This window comes from Aeromonas sp. ASNIH7, from assembly GCF_002903485.1.
GTDB lineage: Bacteria > Pseudomonadota > Gammaproteobacteria > Enterobacterales > Aeromonadaceae > Aeromonas > Aeromonas caviae.
This window is the reverse complement of sequence record NZ_CP026226.1, coordinates 2,772,737-2,789,178: the sequence shown is the minus strand read 5'-3', so window position 1 is coordinate 2,789,178 and position 16,442 is coordinate 2,772,737. Positions and strand designations below refer to the sequence as shown.

Here is a 16,442-nt window from a genome sequence, read left to right as displayed (position 1 = left end):
GCCAACTGACTGATTTGACACAACTTTGAAACCGCACTCACGCCAGTGTTCTTGTATGGAAACGATTATTCCTCGGTGCCGGACAATTTCCCCCCGAGCCAGGGTGCGAGTCGCTGCGCCCAGTAGGGCCCGGGTCCGAAGCTCTCCTTGAGGAAGTCGATGAAGAGGCGGATCTTGGGATCCAGATGCTCTCGCCTGGCATAGACGGCGTGCACCGCCATCTTCTGGTTCGGTTGCCACTGGGGCAGCAGAGGGATGAGCTGACCAGATTGCAGCTCCTTGTCCAGCAGGTAGTTGGCCACATAGGCGATGCCGAGCCCGGCCAGGGCGGCGTCCCGCACCGCTTCCGCCAGATCCACCCGATAGTTGCCCGCCACTTGCACCGTCTGGCGCTCCTTGCCCTGGCGAAATGACCACTCGTGGTAGCGCCGCTCCCGGCTTTGGTAGGTGATGCAATTGTGATGGGCCAGATCCCTGGGGTGCAGTGGCGTGCCGTGACTCAGCAGATAATCCGGCGAGGCCACCAGCACGAAGCCGATGTCTGCCAGTCGCTGCCCTACCAGGGACTCGGGTTTGTCCTCGTAGGTGGTGATCCAGAGATCCAGCCCCTCATCCACCAGATTGGTGCGGTGATCGAACAGGGACACCTCCAGCTCCAGATCCGGATAACGTGCCTGAAACGCCTTGAGGCGCGGGATCACGTGCAACCGCCCGAAGGATTGACCCACCCCCAGATGGAGCACGCCGCTCACCTTGCCACGGCGCTCCGCCACCATGGATTCCGCTTCCAGTGCCACCGCCACCAGAGCGCGGCAGTGGCGGGCATACTCCTGACCCAGTTCGGTGAGCCCGAAACGGCGGGTTGTGCGCTGTACCAGCTGGGCGCCGAGCGCGGTTTCCAGCAGGGCGAGCTGCTTGCTGATGTGGGATTTGGAGACCCCGAGGCGGCGCGCAGCCGCCGAGATGCCCTGTTCACGAACCAGGGCATCGAAGATCACCATTTGGGGAAGACGTTGCAGCACGGAGTCACCGGAGTGGATGGCGGGGCCGCATTATTCCAGAGCGGCCCGCCATGGGGTAGGGTCAGTGCCCCAGGGCATCGATGATCTGCTGTTTGAGAGGATCATCCGACGGATTCTGGTTGGCGCCATAGCTCGCAATCAGCTTGCCGTCCCGCCCGACCAGGTACTTGTGGAAGTTCCAGTTGGGCGCATCACCGTCGGCAGCCGCGGCCAGCCCCTTGAACAGCGGCACCGCATCCGAACCCCGCACCGCCACCCGGTTGAACATGGGGAAGGTCACCCCGTAGTCCCGGCGGCACACCTCGGCGGTTTTGTTCTCGTTGCCCGCCTCCTGCCAGAAATCGTTGGAGGGGAAGCCCAGCACCATCAGTCCCTTCTCCTTGTAGCCCTGATAGAGGGCTTCCAGATCCCGGAACTGACCGCTGTAACCGCAGTAGGAGGCGGTGTTGACCACCAGCACCACCTTGCCCTCGGTCAACTGGCAGAGGTTGTGGCGCTGGGTGCTGTTGAGCTCCCGCATCTCCACGTTGAAGTAATCGGGGCAGGCGGCAGAGACCGCGCCCGAGCCGAGCATCAGCAGCAGGGTGAACCATTTCATCGACGTGACTCCCATTGTTTTGTCCATCATACGCAAGACCCCGGAATCTGGTTCAGGGATCAGTGCAGGGGGATCCCGGTCAGCCAGCCGTGTCCCCAGAAGATAAGCAGAGCCGTGAGGGCCAGCCCCGCCCCCAGACTGATCCCCGTCCCCTGCCAGGTGGCGGCGGCACGGGGGTGACGACCCCACTCCCGCATCGAAATCCAGACGATGCTGATGAGAGCCCAGAGACCGAGCCCGCCAAACAGCACCAGGGAACGCGCCTCGCTGTTCACCGCCAGATGGGCCCCCGACCAGAGCAGCACCCCGAGCAGCTGGGGATGCACCAGCCAACGGCGGAAATGGTTCGCCCCCTGCCCCGCACACAGCAGGACAAGGGCGATCGGCATGATCCCCATCACCAGGGTGGGGCCCCAGACAGGCAGAAAATAGAGGGGCATGGGGCTGGCACTGCGCCAGCCTGCGAGGATGCAGCCGATGGCGACGAACACCAGCAGCGAGAAGAGCCCCTTGTAGCGGTTCTCCCCCAGCCGCTCCCGCAGACGGGCGCGGTGCTGTGCCGCAAAACAGGGGTAAAGATGAGTCAGGGTGAACAACACCACCCCCAGGGTCAGCAGGATCATGGCTCGCACCTCGCATATTGCCCCCCGGAATGGGAAGCCCTCCCTCAGGCGGGCCTTGTTTCTCGTGGCTCCCTCACTGTCGGGAGATCACTATGCCGCAAAGCCCCTTCTCAGAATACAAAAACCATATGAAAGACAGCAGGATAATAAAAAAAGCCGACCCAAGGATCGGCAAGTGCGTCAGAGGTGCCACGCCGGGCCGCTCACTCTGCTGCACGGGGCAGGGTCAGGCCGATGCACCGCATCGGCCAGGAGAGAGGGTCATTTGCGCAGCAGGTAGAGAGCCGCCACGTTGCGGGCCGTGAGCTGCAGGTTGGTGGTGGCGGTGGCCAGCGCCTCCGGCAGGGACATGGTCCGATTGACCACGGCGAACACCGCATCCAGCCCATGCTCGTGCACCACGCCGCAGTCATCGGTGAGGCATCCGGCGATGCCGATCACCGGCTTGCCGAACTGCTTGGCACAGCGAGCTACCCCGATGGGCGTCTTGCCATGGATGGTCTGGCTGTCGATGCGGCCCTCGCCGGTGATGACCAGATCCGCATCGGCCACCGCCTCGGCCAGGTTCAGCGCCTCGATGACGATCCGGATGCCGGGTTTGAGCTCGGCGCCGAGCAGCCCCACCAGGGCTGCCCCCATGCCGCCTGCGGCCCCCGTTCCCGGGATCTCCTTCACCTGCTTGCCAAGCGCCTGCTCGATGCAGTCCGCGTAACGGGCCAGATTGGCATCCAGTTCGGCCACCATCTCGGGAGTTGCCCCCTTCTGCGGACCGAACACGGCGGACGCCCCTTTCGGGCCGCACAGCGGATTGTCCACGTCGCAGGCCACCTCGATGGTGAGTCCGGTCAGACGGGGATCCAGCCCGCTCAGGTCGATGGTGGCCAGCTCGGCCAGACCGGCACCGCCCGGCGCAATGGGGGTACCATCTGCTTTCAGGAGCTTGCCGCCAAGTGCCTGGATCATGCCGGCACCGCCATCATTGGTGGCGCTGCCGCCGATGCCGAGGATGAGGTGGTTCACCCCCATCTCCAGCGCGGCCAGGATCAGCTCCCCGGTGCCGACACTGGAGGTGAGCCGCGGATTGCGCAGCTCGGGCGCCACCAGATGGAGGCCGGAGGCCGCCGCCATCTCGATGACGGCGCGCTTGCCATCCCCCAGCAGGCCCACGAAGCCCTGCACCCTGTTGCCGAGGGGGGCGGTCACCTCGACCGGCAGGATGCGACCACCGGTGGCATCCACCAGAGACTGCACCGTCCCCTCGCCGCCATCGGCCATGGGCAGCTTGACGTAGGTGGCATCCGGCAGCAGCTGCTTGAAACCGGCCTCGATGGCATCGGCCACCGCCATGGCGCTCAGGCTCTCCTTGAATGAGTCGGGGGCGATCACAATTTTCATATCAGTTCCTTAGGCGAGGCCAAACACGCCAAACATCAGGGTGGAGACAACGGCGATGGTCAGACCGACCGCGGTTTCGTAGGGGATGAGCTTGAGTCGCTCGCCGACGCCCATGTGGACGCTGCCGCCGGTGGCATGGAAGAAGGAGCCGTGGGGCATGTGGTCAAACACGGTGGCGCCGGCGTGGATCATGGCGGCCCCTGCCAGGCTGCTGATCCCCAGTTCAATCAGAGTGGCGCTGAACACGTTGGAGGCCACCACGGTCCCGGCCGTGGTCGAGGCGGTCGCCAGCGACATCAGGGCACCGGAGATGGGGGCCAGCAGATAGGAGGGCAGACCGGAAGCGGTCAGGCCGCTGATGAGCACATCTTTCAGGCCGGAGTTGGCGATGATGCCCGCCAGGGTACCCGTCCCCAGCAGCATGATGGCAACCGGCGCCATGCGGGCCAGGCCCGAGACGGCAAACTGGTTCACCTTGGTGAACTTGCCCATCATCATAGCCCCCACCAGGCCGCCGAGAGGCAGCGCAATGAGCGGGTCCACCACGATGCCGGCGATGGGACGCAGGGCCAGCAGCAGGATGGCGACCAGGGGCGCACTGATGGCGGCGGCAAAGCCGGGCAACTTGGCACCGTCAAAGCTCACCACCTCGTCGGCGGCCACCTTGCTGCCCCGGTTGTTGAGGCGCTTGGCGAGCCAGTAGGCCATCACCAGACCGAACAGGCCGGGAATGATGCCCGCCGCCATCACCGAGGTGAGAGGCAGGTGGAAGGCATCGGCTGCCGCGATGGCGTTGGGATTGGGAGACATGACGTTGCCCGCCTTGCCACCGCCGATCATCGCCAGCAGGATGGCCGCCTTGGAGAGATCGGCGCGGCGGGCGATGGCCAGCGCAATGGGGGCGACCGTGATGACGGCCACGTCCACGAAGACGCCGACCGCGGTCAGGATCAGGGTGGCCAGCGCCAGGGCCAGCAGGGCGCGGGTTTCGCCGAGTTTCTTGACGATGGTCTCGGCGATGGTGGTGGCGGCGCCCGATTCGATGAGCACCCCGGCCAGCACACCCGCCGCCAGGATCCGCATCACCGCCGTGGTGATCCCCTGGGCGCCGCCGATCATCAGAGCGACGGTCTGGGTCAGGTCGGCGCCACCGATCAGGCCACCGGCCAGGGCACCGACAATCATGCCGTAAGCGGGCGGCACCTTCTTCAGGATGAGGAAGATGGCGATGGAGAGCGCGGCGAGCGCGCCGAGCGCGGAGACTGGGATCATGACGGGCACCTTGTTGTTGTAATGAGTGGCGCCATTATGGGGATCCCCGCCTGGAATGCTTTGGCCATAAAACCAAAAAAAGCATTTACCGGCCTTGTATTTTTGTTGAAAAAGACAAATCAGCTATCGAGACTGAGCCCGAGATAGAGCAAAAACTTGTCATCTAACTTGTTGAAATTCAAGCCGGTTATCTGCTCTATCCGGGTCAGTCGATAACGCAGGGTGTTGGGGTGAATGAACAGGGCTTCGGCACAGGGATGCAGATCACAATCCTGCAAGAAATATTGGCGCAGCGTCTTTTGCAGCGTTCCCTTTGTGTCCTCCTGCGCCAGCTTTTGCAGCGGAGCCCGTAGCTGATCCGCCTGCCAGGAGTCCGCCAGGGTGCCGAGCAGCACTGAGAGCCGGTAATCCTCGAAGAAATAGACCTGCTTGCGGGGCGACTGGCGCATGCCACGGCGCAAGGTGTCTCGCGCCGTCTGGTAGGAGAGCGCCAGCCCGGGGATGCCGGCGAAGTAATCACCCACCCCGATGCGAACCTTGAAATGGGGAATACGGGAGAGCAGCTGCCGGATCCGGCTGCGCTCCTGCGCCGACTGCCAGACGCCGTCGCTGAGCTGGGCGGGTTTGAGCACCACTATCTCGTCCAGGCCGTTGATGGCCACCAGGTTGTCCCGCTCCGGGTTTTCCAGCAGGTGAACCAGCTCCCTCACCTGGGCGGGCTCGGCCTCCTCCAGCGCCAGCACGGCCACCACCCGGGGCTGGGCGAGATCCAGCTCGAGGAAGCGGGCCACCTGTTGCAATTGATCGGCCCGCCCTTCGCCGCGAATGAGCTGCAACACCAGCTCCTCCTTGTGGCGCTTGTCCCACTGCAACTGCTCGGTGAGCGCCGCCTGTTCCAGGATGAGCTCGGCGGTCATGCGCACCAGCTCGGCGTAAGCACGCACGATGTCCGGATCCCCAGAGATGCCGATGACACCGAGCAGCTCCCCCTGATAGGCGATGGGCAGGTTGATGCCGGGCCTCACCCCCTTGAGCTCCCGGGCGGTGGCCTCGCTTATCTCCACCACCCGGTTCTCGGTCAGGGCCAGCACGGCCCCCTCGTGGCGCTGGTGCAGCCGCTCCGGATTGCCGGACGCAATGATGAGTCCCCGTTCATCCATGACGTTGACCGAGAACGAGAGGATCTTCATCGCCCGGCTGACTATCTGATGCGCGAGCGCGTCGTTGAGCTGCATTGCCTCTCCATACCATTCGTTGACAGGGTCCCCGGCGTGCGCCATCACCGGGATCACCCGTTAAAGATCCCACATCATCAAGACAAGCGCGGGGGGGATCGCTAGAATAGGCCACTTTACGCTATCAGTGCCCCACCATGGATCAAGGATCCGGCATCATGCCGCTTTGCGCCGTGGTGGTTTCACCCTCCGATATGGACTCCGCTATGGATTATGAATTTCGCCGCGACCCGTTCGGTGGCTATCGCGCCCGGTTCTCCATGGGCCATGAAGCCATCGGCCAGTGGTTGATCGACGAGGTGGGCAAGGACGAGGAGAAGCTCGACGAGCTGTTCGCCATCATCGACCAGCTCTCCAGCCGGGCCCGCACCGAATACCGGCTGCTGGGGGCGACTACTCCCTGCTGCTGACCCACGAGGAAGCCGAGGTGAAGGCCAATGTCCTCAATATCGAGCAGGATGAGGATCTCGACGATCTCGCCTACTACGATGATGAACAGCTGGCCATGTGCGGGCTGGAAGATTTTGCCCAGGTACTCGGCTCCTGGCGCGCCTTTATCCGCAACGAGGATATGGGCTGATTACCCCCATTCGGGCGAGCATGCCCCTTGCAACCCAACAGGATTGACTATGTCCATTTACGATTTTGATGACGAACTGCCGGAAGACGAGCTGGATCAACCGAAGAAACCCGCCCAGCCCAAGAAGAAGGGCAAGCAGGTGCTGAACACCCAGGTCAACCTGAGCCCGCGCGATGCCAGCCGCCTGAACGGCATGCACGTCGAGGCCATCACCACCCTGGATGACGTCAGTCTGCCGAAGAACGTCATCTTCAAGGCCGGTCTCATCGCCCTGGGCGAGCTGGAAGCCAGCAAACGCGCCGACATCATCGCCCGGGTCATCGCCGAGTCAGGTCGCTGATACGGGAAGGCCATCACCTCTCTCGGTGACATCTTGCCGCCGCCCAAGCCGGAGCCCAGCTCCGGCTTTTCATTGCGCGTCTTCTGCCGGCCAGTCCCTTTTCCTTGAACCAGACCATGGGGATCGTTAAGGTGCGCCCTTCATTCATACAAGGAGACTCGATGTTACCACACCCCGATATCCTCATCTGGCTCGTCCTGGGGCTCGCCGTACTCTGCTGCCTCGCCCGCCGGACCAGGCCCGGCATGCTCCTGCTGGGACTTGCCCTGCTTACCGCCCTCTGGCTTGAGCGACTCGCGCCCCTCGCCGCTCTTGTCAGCCTCGCCGGTCTGCTGCTGGCCTGGCGCACCCCCACCCTGCCCCCACCCTGGCGCGGCGTCGCACTGACGCTGGTCCTGCTGTGGTCCCTCGCCCTGACGCTGCATCTGGTGCCCGGCTTTGACAATCTCAGGGTGCTCGACAAGGTACAGGCGGGCCCGGCCAGCGTGCCCTTCACCCTCTACCTCAATCTGGACAAGCCGCTCATTTTCTTCGCCCTGCTGCTGGCCGTCCCCGGCCTGCTCGGCCCGGGTGGAACGATGCGCTGGCGGCCGCTGGCCCTGCTCATCCTGCCGCTCGCGGCCCTGCTCATCACCGCCTGGCAACTGGGCGCCCTCAAACCCGAAGCGGGACTGCCCCACTGGTGGTGGCTGTTCGCATTCAACAACCTGCTGTTCACCTGTGTGGCGGAAGAAGCGCTGTTCCGGGGATGCATCCAGCAAGGGGTGGCAAGCCGAAGCACGCCCTGGGCAGGTCTCCTGGTCGCCAGCCTGCTGTTCGGCGCAGCCCATCTTGCCGGTGGCCCGTTGCTGGTGTTGTTCGCCGCGCTGGCGGGGGCCTGCTATGGCCTGGCGTTCCAACTGAGCGGGCGCCTCAGTATCGCCATCCTGTTCCACTTCCTGTTCAACTTCGCCCACCTGGCCCTGTTTACCTATCCCCTGGCCAGCCACTGACGTCGAGCACAGGTTCACCGGGCAAAAAAATGCCCCGCCCCCGTGGGGGCAGGGCATCTGCATTCACCCTGCAATCTAGTCGACGTAGAAGGTCTGCTGGAAGGTCAGCGTCTGCTGCTGCCCCTCCCCCATGATCTTCAGGGTGAACTGGTAGGTGTCCTCATTGCGATAGGGCAGGACTGCCAGGTAATAGATGGCATTCCCCTCTTTCACCTCCTGAAAATTCAGGGTGCGAAGGGTGCCGGTCAGATTGCGGGCTTCGCCGCTGATCCCCACCGCCTGTGCCACCCCCTGCTTGTTCTGCACCGCGATATTGACGATGCCGTTATAGCGGCTGCGCTCCAGGCCATAGGTCCTGGCTACCTCGGGGGTGAGGAAGCTGGAGTTGAACGCGCTGTAGTGCACTTTCCAGGGGCCCAGCTCCTGCATCTGCTCAGCCCGCAGCGGCAGCGTCATCAGGAGTGCCAGCAGGCAACTCATCCAGGCAGTTTTCATGATGTCATCCCTCTCGTATCAACCCTGATTATCGAGCAGAGCGGCAATCTCGGCGGGGATCTGCTTTGGCGCGTCGATGGCGACCGTCTTGTGCCGACCCAGCTCTCCCCGCAGGATGCGAACCTGCCCCTTGGCCACCTTGCACTGCTTGGCCAGGTACTTGATCAGGTGACTGTTGGCCTGACCATCCACCGGCGGTGCCGTGATGGCCACTTTCAACTCGTCACCGTGCAATCCGATGATCTGATCCCGGCTCGCCTTGGGCTGGATCATCAGATGCAACACCAGCTCGTCCCCTTCCAGCAGGACGGCGGGCATCAGATCATCCACCACAACTGGCCGAACAGATCCCCCATCAGGTAGTTGATGGCCTGCAGCGCGATGAAGGCGACCAGCACGGAGAGATCCAGCCCGCCCAATGCAGGCAGGATGCGGCGAATGGGGGCCAGGAAGGGTTCAGTGAGCTGGTGCATCACGTATTCAATGGGGTTGCGACCCTGGCTGACCCAGCTCAGGATGGCGCGGATCAGCAGGATCCAGAAGATCATGGAACCCGCCTTCTTCAACACGGTGAGCGTCGCAAACAGACAGAGAGTGAGCCAGTCCGCCTGCAGCACATTCATGCTCTTGAGCAGGACCAATTTGCCAAAGGCGATCAGCAGCGCCAGCAGCACAGAGGCCATGTCCAGCCCGCCAAAACCCGGGATGACGCGGCGTAGGGGCACCACCAGCGGGTTGGTCAGCTTGACCACCATCTGGCTCATGGGGTTGTAGAAGTCGGCCCGCGCCCACTGCAGCCAGACCCGCAGCAGCACCACCATAAGGTAGAGATCAAAGACAGTGTTAATCAAAAAGTAAGCCGTGTTCATCCGGGCTCCTTGCTAAAAGGGATTCAGAAAAGGGTTTCCATTTCGCCGGCCCGGGTAACGGCCGCCTGCATGGCTCTTGCGGTCAGCGGCATCAGCCCCTGCTCCTGGAATGTCTTGACGGCCTCGGCCGTGGTCCCGCCCTTGCTGGTCACCTGCTCGCGCAGGGTCTGCAGCGACAGCTCGGGATTCTGCTCCACCATGGCGGCCGCTCCCAGGGCGGTTTGCTGCACCAGCAGGCGGGCCTGCTCCGGCGTAAAGCCCATGGCCTCGGCCTCCTCGGCAATCGCCTGCATGAACAGGAAGAAGTAGGCCGGGGCACTGCCCGCCGCCGCAATGACGCCGTTGATGCCGGCCTCCTGATCCACCCAGAGGGTCTTGCCCACGGATTGCATCATCTGTTCGGCCACCGCCCGATCGGCCTGCCCGATGGCGGGCGGTGCATAGAGCCCGGTCATCCCCAGCCCCAGCAAGGAGGGGGTGTTGGGCATGGTGCGAATGATGCGATCGTGACCACCCGCCATCTCCTGCAAGCGCGCGACGCGAATGCCGGCAGCGATGGAGATGAGCAACTTGCCATCCAGCGAGCCAAGCTCGGCCACCAGCGCCGTCAGCATGCCCGCCATCAGCTGGGGCTTGACCGCCAGCACGATCACCTCGGCCTCACGGGCCGCCTCGGCGTTGTCCTGGGTGATACGGATGCCGAACTGGCTGGCCAGTTCGTCCAGCTTGGGGCGGCTCGGATTGGCGGCGATGATACGCTCTGCCGGGTAACCCGCCTGGATGAGGCCGGCAATGATACTGCGGCTCATGTTGCCTGCCCCGATGAAGGCGAGGGTTCTCTGCTGCATCAAACACTCCTGTTACTGACATCGCAGCGGATGCCGACCCAGCCTGTGCGGGCTGACAGCATCACACGCGCCTGTTTACCTGAAAAAAAAGCACGACCGGGGTGTTTCTCGCCCCGGCTCTTGCTCATGAATAGTCACGGGCCCCGAAGATGGCGGTCCCGACCCGCACCATGGTGCTGCCATGGGCAATGGCCGGCTCAAGATCCTCGGTCATTCCCATCGAAAGGGTGTCGACGCTCGGGTATTGTTGCGCAAGCTCGGTGAACAGAGCCTGCATGCGCGCCATCTGGGCCGCCAGCACTCCCTCGTCGCGGGTATGCTCGGGGATGGCCATCAGGCCGCGCAACCGCAGCCGCTCGCTTTGGGCCACCAGGGAGGCCAGGCGGAAAATCTCTTGCTCCGACGTACCGGATTTGCTGCTCTCTCCGCTAATATTGATTTGCAGACAGATATTTAGCGGCGCGAGCCCACTCGGTCTCTGGTTGTTGAGGCGTTCGATGAGCTTGTCGCGATCGACACTTTGAACCCAGTCGAACCGCTCCGCCACCAGCTTGGACTTGTTCGATTGCAGCGGGCCGATAAAGTGCCACTCTATGTCTGTACAGGCGTTCTGCTCGCGCAAGGCATCAATCTTGAGCGCGGCCTCCTGGGCGTAGGATTCGCCAAAGCGCCGCTGGCCGGCGGCATAGGCAGCCTGAATGTCCCCCAGCGGCTTGGTTTTACTGACAGCAAGCAACTGGATGTGATCTGGGCTGCGGCCAACACGCCGGGCAGCCTCTACAATACGTTCCTTTACCTGAAGCAGGTGCTGGGCAATCTGGCTCATATTTCGTTCGTAATCTTGTGATGGGAGAATAACAAATCTATGGATATCACAGAGTTATTGGCATTCAGTGTAAAGCATAAGGCATCGGATCTACACCTCTCGGCCGGGGTCCCCCCGATGATCAGGGTTGATGGGGAGGTTCGCAAGATCAATTTGCCCGCCCTGGATCACCGGGAAGTCCATGCCCTCATTTACGACATCATGAATGACCACCAGCGCAAGGAGCTGGAGGAGAACTTCGAAGTGGACTTCTCCTTCGAAGTGCCCGGCATGGCACGCTTTCGGGTCAACGCCTTCCAGCAGGCGCGCGGCTCGGGCGCGGTGTTTCGTACCATCCCGAGTACCGTTCTGACCCTGGACGATCTGGGGGCGCCGGAGATATTTCGCAAGATAGCGGAGTACCCTCGCGGCCTGGTACTGGTGACTGGGCCCACCGGCTCGGGCAAATCCACCACCCTGGCCGCCATGGTCGATTACATCAATGACAACTTCCACCACCACATCCTCACCATCGAGGACCCCATCGAATTCGTGCACGAGAACAAGCGCTGCCTGGTGAACCAGCGGGAAGTACACCGCGACACCAAGAGCTTCAGCAACGCCCTGCGCTCGGCCCTGCGGGAAGACCCGGATATCATCTTGGTAGGTGAAATGCGGGACCTCGAAACCATCCGTCTCGCCATGACCGCCGCCGAAACCGGTCACCTGGTGTTTGGCACCCTGCACACCTCCTCGGCTGCCAAGACCATCGACCGAATCATCGACGTCTTCCCCGGCTCGGAGAAGGACATGGTGCGATCCATGCTCTCCGAATCCCTGCGGGCGGTCATCTCCCAGACCCTGCTCAAGCGTATCGGTGGCGGCCGGGTGGCTGCCCACGAGATCATGCTGGGGATCCCGGCGGTGCGAAACCTCATCCGGGAAGACAAGGTGGCCCAGCTCTATTCCGTCATCCAGACCGGGATGACCCACGGCATGCAGACCATGGACCAGAGCCTCAAGCAGCTGGTCAACCGGGGGGTCGTCGCATCCCTCGATGCCAAGGCCAAGGCGGTCGATCCCAATACCATTTAAGCTCGCACACCCAAGGAGTCGCCATGAACATGGATGTTCTGCTCGCCGCACTGGTTGAACAAAAGGGCTCGGATCTCTTCATCACGGTCGATGCTCCCCCGACCCTCAAGGTCAACGGGCGTCTGGTGTCGCTCGGACCAGCCCCCCTCGACAAGACGACGGCGCTGGCGTTGATCAGGGAGAGCCTGGACGAGACCCACTTCGAACGCTTCCTGCACACCCGCGAGGCCAACTACGCCATCCAGCGAGGCTCGCTGGGGCGCTTTCGGGTCAGCGCCTTCTGGCAACAGGATATGCCGGGCATGGTGCTGCGCCGCATCGAGACCCGCATCCCCACCTTTGACGAGCTGGTGCTGCCTCCCATCCTGCAGGAGGTCGCCATGGCCAAACGCGGGCTGGTGCTCTTCGTCGGCGCCACTGGCGCCGGCAAGTCCACCACCCAGGCGGCCATGATAGGCTTTCGCAACCAGCACGGTGACGGCCACATCCTGACGGTGGAGGATCCGGTGGAGTTCGTCCATCAGCACGATCGCTGTCTGGTGACCCAGCGGGAGGTGGGGATCGACACCGCATCCTTCGATGTCGCCCTCAAAAACTCCCTGCGCCAGGCCCCGGATGTCATCCTCATTGGTGAAATCCGCTCCCAGGAGACCATGGAGTTCGCCATCCAGTTCGCCGAGACGGGACACCTCTGCCTCGCCACCTTGCACGCCAACAATGCCAACCAGGCGCTGGATCGCATCCTGCATCTGGTCCCCCAGGAGAAGCACCGCCAGTTCCTGTTCGATCTCTCCTTCAACCTGCGCGCCATCGTCGCCCAGCAGCTGCTCCCCTCCGCTCACGGGCAGCGCCGGGTCGCCGCCTTCGAGATCCTGCTCAACACCCCGCTCGTCACCGACATCATTCGCAAGGGAGAGATGCACAGACTCAAGGAGGTGATGACCAAATCCGGCGAGCTCGGCATGCAGACCTTCGATCAGGCACTGTTCACCCTGTTCTGCGCCGGCCAAATTGGCTACAGTGAGGCCCTTGCCCATGCCGACTCCGCCAACGACCTGCGACTGCTCATCAAGCTGTCGGGTCGCGAGCAGCTGGGCGCAGGCACTCTCGACAACGTGACCCTGGATGAATGAGGGGCGTGCGTCACCGCTAGTAAAGGACAGTTATGCTGATTGTGGTTTCCCCGGCCAAGACGCTGGATTACGAGTCACCCCTGGTGACCTCCCGTTTCACCCAACCCGAACTGCTGGACCACTCCGCAGCACTGATCACCCGGGCTCGTCAACTGAGCCCGGACCAGATCGCCAGCCTGATGAAGATCAGCGACAAGCTCGCCGGCCTCAACGCCGCCCGCTTTGCCGAGTGGCAGCCTGACTTCACGCCGGCCAACGCCCGCCAGGCGCTGCTGGCCTTCAAGGGGGACGTCTACACCGGTCTGGCCGTAGAAGATTTCAGCGAGGCCGACCTCGACTTTGCCCAGGCCCACCTGCGCATGCTCTCCGGCCTCTACGGGGTGCTGCGGCCGCTCGATCTGATGATGCCCTACCGCCTGGAGATGGGGATTAGGCTGGAGAACCCGCGCGGCAAGGACCTCTACCAGTTCTGGGGCGACATCATCACGGAGCACCTGAACAAGGCGCTGGCGGCCCAGGGGGACGACGTACTGATCAACCTCGCCTCCGACGAGTATTTCAAGTCGGTGCGCCCGAAAGCCCTGCAGGGGCGCATCATCACCCCGGTCTTCAAGGACGAGAAGAACGGCCAGTTCAAGATCATCAGCTTCTACGCCAAGAAGGCCCGCGGCATGATGGCACGCCACATCATCAAGCATCGGCTCACCCGGGTGGAACAGCTGACCGGTTTCGATGCCGACGGCTACTACTTCGTACCGGAAGAGTCCGACGCCAATACCCTGATGTTCAAGCGCGCTGAAAATTAATTACACATTCAAGGGAACCAAGTCGGAGATCCTCGGGTCTGACTCTGTGAATCCTCTGTTGTAAGCACTTTTTGTTGGCCGACGTCCTTGCGTCGGCTTTTTTCTGCGCCCCTTCAGGCCACTCCCCAGGCAGCAGACAGCAAAACGGCCATCCTGGGATGGCCGTTTCAACTGTGCTCAGGGGCATTACTTCTTTTTCTTCTTTGCCGACTTCTTGGCATCCTTCGGCTTTTTCTTCTTCACCGGCACCCGTGCTTCCTTGTGTCTGGGGCGCAGCTCATCGATCACCCGGCGCTTGAGGCGCTCCTCGGTGTAGCGTTCGATCTTGGCGACCATGGCCATGTCGTGGGCTTCCACCAGGCTGATGGCGCAGCCGCGGTTGCCGGCACGACCGGTACGACCGATGCGGTGCACATAGACATCCGCGCCGTAGGGCATGTCGTAGTTGATGACATGGCTGACGTTCGGCAGGTCGATGCCGCGGGCGGCCACGTCGGTGGCGATGAGGAAGGGCACCTCCCCTTCGTGGAACTTGCGGATAGACTCGATGCGCTTGGCCTGCTCCATCTCGCCACGGATCCAGGCGCAGGGCACGCCTGCCGCCTGCAACTGGCCGGAAAGCTCCGCCAGTCGCTCACGGGTCTTGACGAAGATAATGGCCTTCTGGGTCTCCGGGTTTTTCAGGATGTGCACCAGCAGAGCCAGCTTGTGGGCGGCATCATCGGCCAGGTGGATCCACTGGGTGATGGGGCGGCGCTCGCTGCGGGGCGGCTCGGCGTGCAGCTCAACCGGGTCTTTGAGGATCTCGCTCGCAAACTTCTCGAGGCCGGCCCCTTCCAGCGTGGCGGAGAAGAGCATGGTGTGCTTGCGGTAGCGCGCCTCTTCCACGATGCGGTTCACGTCCTTGATGAAGCCCATGTCCAGCATCCGGTCCGCTTCATCCAGCACCAGCACCTCGATATCGTGGCTCTCGAACTCCTCTTTCTCGATGTACTCGAGCAGACGGCCAGGGGTGGCCACCACGATGTCGGTGGTCTTGGTCAGGGCAGGCAGCTGCTCTTCATGGCTGACACCACCGATGATGGTCTCGATGCTGAGATGGGTGTGCACCGCCAGGGCCTTGGCGTGAGCACTCACCTGCAGCGCGAGCTCGCGGGTCGGAGTCAGGATCAGCATGCGGCACGGACCCGGCTTGCGGCGCGGGAAGTCCAGCAGGTGCTGCATCGCGGGCAGCAGGAAGGCGGCGGTCTTGCCGGTTCCGGTCGGCGCAGAGGCTAGAATATCGCGGCCGTCCAGGGCTGGCTCCAGCACCATCTGCTGGATGGTGGTGGGGCGGGTGAATCCCATCTCGGCCAAGGCCCGACTGAGGGCTGGATTCAGGTCGAAATCATCAAAGGACTGGCTCATGGCAATACTCGGTCATTAAGGAAGCGGCAGATTATAGGCGATTATGCCGCCGGCTCCTATGGTGACTGTGGCTTAGCCGCTATAATCGCCGGCCATTTTCCGCGGGCAAGTACAGGAGGAGGGCCGAATGGGGCGCAACAACGGTTTCACGTTCAAGCAATTTCACATCGATCACGACCGCTGCGCCATGAAGGTCGGTACGGACGGCATTCTGCTGGGAGCCTGGGCGCCGGTCGACAGCGCCCGCCGGGTGCTGGACATCGGCACCGGCAGCGGCCTCATCGCCCTGATGCTGGCCCAGCGCAGCACGAACGGCTGCCACATAGACGGGGTGGAGCTGGATAAGGACGCAGCCATGCAGGCCAAGGAGAATGTGGCGGCCTCCCCCTGGCGTGAGCGGGTCACCATCATAGAGAGCGCCATTCAGGATCACCTCGCCCCCCCTTACGATCTCATCGTCTCCAACCCGCCCTATTTCCCGGCAGGCCAGACACTCCGCGATCCGGCCAGGGCTCTGGCCCGTCATACCGGGGGGCTCGACCCCAAGGGATTGCTGGCCGCCAGCGATCGCCTGCTGAGCCGTACCGGGCAACTGGCCCTGGTGCTGCCCACGGCGATGGCGGATGAAATTTTATGCATTTCGTCGAGTTATGATCTGTATGAGCGCTGTTATCTGGCTGTTACTACCAGAGAGGGGAAAGAGGCAAATCGTGTTTTATTGCTGCTTGGCAGAGGATTAAACAAGTGTGATAGGGGTGAAATTGTGATCCATTCTGCCACAGGAGGCTATTCCGACAGATATATCCAACTGACCAGCCCCTTCTATTTGAAGATGTAAATTTTGCCTTGAACTATTTTTTCACATCATTATGCTGACTGCTAAATGAGCGCCCGCTCAAGACCAGTTCAAACCACTGGTCGCGATGA

General features: G+C 62.6%; 18 protein-coding genes and 1 pseudogene. 7 read left to right on the top strand and 12 right to left on the bottom strand.

What is annotated here, in order from left to right; genetic code table 11:
* Positions 1 to 65: 65 nt before the first annotated feature.
* The 6 genes from C2U47_RS13095 to C2U47_RS13070 form a co-directional block, all read right to left on the bottom strand.
* Positions 66 to 1,001 carry a LysR family transcriptional regulator gene (locus C2U47_RS13095; protein ID WP_010673064.1) on the bottom strand — a complete coding sequence of 312 codons (936 nt, stop codon included), beginning with the start codon at positions 999 to 1,001 and terminating at the stop codon, positions 66 to 68.
* Positions 1,002 to 1,083: 82 nt separating this feature from the next.
* A complete protein-coding gene (locus tag C2U47_RS13090) occupies positions 1,084 to 1,620 on the bottom strand; it encodes a glutathione peroxidase (protein WP_010673063.1) in 537 nt (178 codons plus the stop codon).
* 59 nt (positions 1,621 to 1,679) lie between these two features.
* Complete coding sequence (locus C2U47_RS13085) at positions 1,680 to 2,243, bottom strand: NnrU family protein (RefSeq protein WP_042864457.1); 564 nt, start codon at positions 2,241 to 2,243, stop codon at positions 1,680 to 1,682.
* Positions 2,244 to 2,504: 261 nt separating this feature from the next.
* A complete protein-coding gene (locus C2U47_RS13080) occupies positions 2,505 to 3,638 on the bottom strand; it encodes a glycerate kinase (RefSeq protein ID WP_103261677.1) in 1,134 nt (377 codons plus the stop codon).
* Between the two features lie 9 nt (positions 3,639 to 3,647).
* Positions 3,648 to 4,910 (bottom strand): GntP family permease, encoded by a 1,263-nt coding sequence (locus C2U47_RS13075; protein ID WP_103261676.1) that lies wholly within the window; start codon positions 4,908 to 4,910, stop codon positions 3,648 to 3,650.
* A 119-nt stretch (positions 4,911 to 5,029) separates the two neighbouring features.
* Positions 5,030 to 6,145 carry a sugar diacid recognition domain-containing protein gene (locus C2U47_RS13070; RefSeq protein ID WP_039039965.1) on the bottom strand — a complete coding sequence of 372 codons (1,116 nt, stop codon included), beginning with the start codon at positions 6,143 to 6,145 and terminating at the stop codon, positions 5,030 to 5,032.
* 206 nt (positions 6,146 to 6,351) lie between these two features.
* Here C2U47_RS13070 and C2U47_RS13065 point away from each other — a divergent pair.
* The 3 genes and pseudogenes from C2U47_RS13065 (at position 6,352) to C2U47_RS13055 (ending at position 8,057) form a co-directional block, all read left to right on the top strand.
* A pseudogene (locus C2U47_RS13065) lies at positions 6,352 to 6,725 on the top strand (YacL family protein).
* A 49-nt stretch (positions 6,726 to 6,774) separates the two neighbouring features.
* Positions 6,775 to 7,065 carry a hypothetical protein gene (locus tag C2U47_RS13060; protein ID WP_039039963.1) on the top strand — a complete coding sequence of 97 codons (291 nt, stop codon included), beginning with the start codon at positions 6,775 to 6,777 and terminating at the stop codon, positions 7,063 to 7,065.
* 161 nt (positions 7,066 to 7,226) lie between these two features.
* Positions 7,227 to 8,057 (top strand): CPBP family intramembrane glutamic endopeptidase, encoded by an 831-nt coding sequence (locus C2U47_RS13055; protein ID WP_069784312.1) that lies wholly within the window; start codon positions 7,227 to 7,229, stop codon positions 8,055 to 8,057.
* 75 nt (positions 8,058 to 8,132) lie between these two features.
* Here the strand turns inward: C2U47_RS13055 and C2U47_RS13050 are convergent, their stop codons facing one another.
* The 5 genes from C2U47_RS13050 to C2U47_RS13030 form a co-directional block, all read right to left on the bottom strand.
* Positions 8,133 to 8,552 (bottom strand): DUF4426 domain-containing protein, encoded by a 420-nt coding sequence (locus C2U47_RS13050; protein WP_029313762.1) that lies wholly within the window; start codon positions 8,550 to 8,552, stop codon positions 8,133 to 8,135.
* A gap of 18 nt (positions 8,553 to 8,570) precedes the next feature.
* The gene (yggU, locus tag C2U47_RS13045) at positions 8,571 to 8,870 is read right to left on the bottom strand and encodes a DUF167 family protein YggU (protein WP_010673054.1); all 300 of its coding nucleotides are present in this window, start codon (positions 8,868 to 8,870) and stop codon (positions 8,571 to 8,573) included.
* Positions 8,870 to 9,421, bottom strand: coding sequence for a YggT family protein (locus C2U47_RS13040; RefSeq protein WP_010673053.1), 552 nt, complete (start codon positions 9,419 to 9,421; stop codon positions 8,870 to 8,872). The genes yggU and C2U47_RS13040 overlap by 1 nt, the downstream gene beginning before the upstream one ends.
* Before the next feature lie 23 nt (positions 9,422 to 9,444).
* Positions 9,445 to 10,269: a pyrroline-5-carboxylate reductase gene (gene proC, locus C2U47_RS13035; RefSeq protein ID WP_069784313.1), complete on the bottom strand. Its 825-nt coding sequence runs from the start codon at positions 10,267 to 10,269 to the stop codon at positions 9,445 to 9,447.
* Between the two features lie 124 nt (positions 10,270 to 10,393).
* Positions 10,394 to 11,095 (bottom strand): YggS family pyridoxal phosphate-dependent enzyme, encoded by a 702-nt coding sequence (locus C2U47_RS13030; RefSeq protein ID WP_042864460.1) that lies wholly within the window; start codon positions 11,093 to 11,095, stop codon positions 10,394 to 10,396.
* A gap of 39 nt (positions 11,096 to 11,134) precedes the next feature.
* Between C2U47_RS13030 and tapT the strand changes: the two genes are divergently transcribed.
* From tapT to yaaA, 3 genes are read left to right on the top strand one after another with little or no spacing between them, the layout of a single operon-like run.
* A complete protein-coding gene (tapT, locus tag C2U47_RS13025) occupies positions 11,135 to 12,169 on the top strand; it encodes a type IVa pilus ATPase TapT (protein ID WP_010673050.1) in 1,035 nt (344 codons plus the stop codon).
* A gap of 23 nt (positions 12,170 to 12,192) precedes the next feature.
* Positions 12,193 to 13,302, top strand: coding sequence for a PilT/PilU family type 4a pilus ATPase (locus C2U47_RS13020; protein WP_042882153.1), 1,110 nt, complete (start codon positions 12,193 to 12,195; stop codon positions 13,300 to 13,302).
* A gap of 32 nt (positions 13,303 to 13,334) precedes the next feature.
* The gene (gene yaaA, locus C2U47_RS13015; RefSeq protein ID WP_042014926.1) at positions 13,335 to 14,108 is read left to right on the top strand and encodes a peroxide stress protein YaaA; all 774 of its coding nucleotides are present in this window, start codon (positions 13,335 to 13,337) and stop codon (positions 14,106 to 14,108) included.
* Positions 14,109 to 14,294: 186 nt separating this feature from the next.
* Here the strand turns inward: yaaA and srmB are convergent, their stop codons facing one another.
* Complete coding sequence (gene srmB / locus C2U47_RS13010) at positions 14,295 to 15,515, bottom strand: ATP-dependent RNA helicase SrmB (RefSeq protein WP_041210934.1); 1,221 nt, start codon at positions 15,513 to 15,515, stop codon at positions 14,295 to 14,297.
* Positions 15,516 to 15,642: 127 nt separating this feature from the next.
* On the opposite strand from srmB, the gene C2U47_RS13005 reads away from it, so the two are divergent.
* Positions 15,643 to 16,353 (top strand): tRNA1(Val) (adenine(37)-N6)-methyltransferase, encoded by a 711-nt coding sequence (locus C2U47_RS13005; RefSeq protein ID WP_069784314.1) that lies wholly within the window; start codon positions 15,643 to 15,645, stop codon positions 16,351 to 16,353.
* The last annotated feature ends 89 nt before the right edge of the window (positions 16,354 to 16,442 follow it).